Source organism: Novosphingobium sp. AAP83 (genome assembly GCF_001295795.1).
GTDB lineage: Bacteria > Pseudomonadota > Alphaproteobacteria > Sphingomonadales > Sphingomonadaceae > Novosphingobium.
This window is the reverse complement of record NZ_LJHY01000069.1, coordinates 1-2,243: the sequence shown is the minus strand read 5'-3', so window position 1 is coordinate 2,243 and position 2,243 is coordinate 1. Positions and strand designations below refer to the sequence as shown.

At 67.5% G+C, this 2,243-nt stretch carries 1 protein-coding gene; it reads left to right on the top strand.

Going from position 1 to position 2,243, the window contains the following annotated elements:
* On the top strand, nucleotides 1-2,243 hold a 2,243-nt coding region (locus IP81_RS18710), incomplete at both ends, for a calcium-binding protein (protein WP_054109521.1).

Here is a 2,243-nt window from a genome sequence, read left to right as displayed (position 1 = left end):
GATACGCTGACCGGATCGAGCAGCAACGACACGCTGGAAGGCGGCGCGGGCAATGATGTTCTGACCAGCGGTGCGGGCACGGATTCGCTGCTGGGCGGGGCGGGCGATGATACGCTGTCGGGCGGGGCTGGCGGCGATGTGATCGACGGCGGCGCGGGCACGGATACGGTGACTTATGCCGGATCGCTGGCGGCGGTGAACGTGCGGTTGGATGGCACGCCCAATACCGGCGGCGATGCCCAGGGCGATACGCTGACGGGCGTGGAAAACGTGATTGGCTCGGCGCTGGACGATACGCTGACCGGCGCTGCGAGCGATGACCGGTTGGACGGTGCAGGCGGCAATGATCTGATCGCAGGCGGCACAGGGGCCGATACGCTGATCGGTGGTTCGGGCGATGATACGCTGGAAGGCGGTGCGGGTGCAGACAGCATCGATGGCGGGATCGGCATTGATACGGCGACTTATGCCAATGCAGGCGCAGGCGTTGCGGTTGATCTGACCGGCGCTGCGGGCACAGGCGGCGAAGCGCTGGGCGACAGCCTGAACGGCATCGAAGTGCTGATCGGTTCGGCCCATGCCGATACGCTGGGCGGTGGCAGCGGGGCCGAGACGATCCTTGGCGGCGCGGGCGACGATATTCTGGCAGGCAGCGCGGGTGCGGATGTGCTCGACGGCGGCGCGGGCATCGATGCGGTGGATTACAGCACCTCGGGCGGCGGGGTGACGGCTTATCTCGACGGCCGTCTGGGCCTTGGCGGCGATGCGGCGGGCGACCAGTTGTTCGAGGTTGAGCGGCTGACCGGTTCGGCGTTCAACGACGTGCTGACCGGCAGCAGCTTTGCCGACACGCTGACCGGCGGGGCAGGTGATGACCGGCTTGACGGCGGCGATGGCGCGGACTCCGTGCTGGGCGGCGCGGGCAACGATACGCTGCTGGGCAGCGACGGGGCCGATACGCTGGACGGCGGCGCTGGCATTGATATTGCGGACTATTCGACCTCGACATCGGGCGTGCAGATCGCGCTGGATGGCACGACGGGCGCAGGCGGCCAGGCGCAGGGCGATGTCATTCTGGGCGCTGAACGGCTGATCGGGTCTGACCATGCCGACGTGTTGGGCGGCGCTGCGGGCAATGATACGCTGGAAGGCGGCGCGGGCGATGATACCTTGCGCGGCAGTGCGGGCGCGGACGTTCTGGATGGCGGCAGCGGCACGAACACCGCCGATTATACCGCGAGCGCGGCGGGCGTCACCGTCAACCTTGATGGCAGCGTGGGCATCGGCGGCGATGCGGCGGGCGATGTGCTGGCCAACATCCAGCGCGTGCTGGGCTCGGCCTTTGCTGACCGGTTGGCAGGGGCCAATGGCGATGAAGTGCTGGAGGGCGGAGCGGGCAGCGATACGCTTGTGGGCAGCCTTGGTGCGGACACGCTGGTTGGCGGCGACGGCATCGACATGGCCGACTATTCGGCATCGAGCGCAGGGGTAACGGTGAGCCTTGATGGCAGCGCGGGCTCTGCTGGCGATGCATCGGGCGACCGGTTGACCGGCATCGAAATCGTGCAAGGATCGATCAACGCCGACAGCATCGGCGGCAGCACCGGCAATGATGTCCTTATCGGTGGCGCAGGCAACGACACGCTGGCAGGCGCTGCGGGCGATGACACGCTGCAAGGCGGCACGGGCGACGATCTGCTGACCGGCGGCGCAGGCGCAGACAGCCTCGATGGCGGCGCAGGCTTTGACCACGCCGACTACAGCGCATCGGGCGCAGCGGTATCGATCAACCTTGCCACCGGCACCGGCACCGGCGGCGACGCACAGGGCGATACCCTGAGCGCCATCGAACACATCACCGGCAGCGACTTCAACGACACCATACAGGGCGCAAACATCGCAGAGCGGTTCGAGGGCGGATCGGGTGATGACTGGCTGTCTGGTGGAGCTGGGGCTGATACGCTGGATGGCGGTTTGGGTTTTGACACGGCGGATTATTCTGCGGCGGGTTCGGGTGTTACGGCGAGCCTTGCTGCGGGTGCGGGGACGGTTGGTGATGCGGCGGGCGATGTGCTTTTGGGCATTGAGCGGCTGGTGGGATCGGCGTTTGATGACACGCTGACGGCTGGTTCTGGTGGTTCTGCGCTGGAAGGCGGCGCGGGGGCTGACCGGTTGGTTGGCGGTGCTGGCACCGATACGATGCTGGGCGGCGCTGGCACGGATACGCTGGTGGGCAGCGCGGG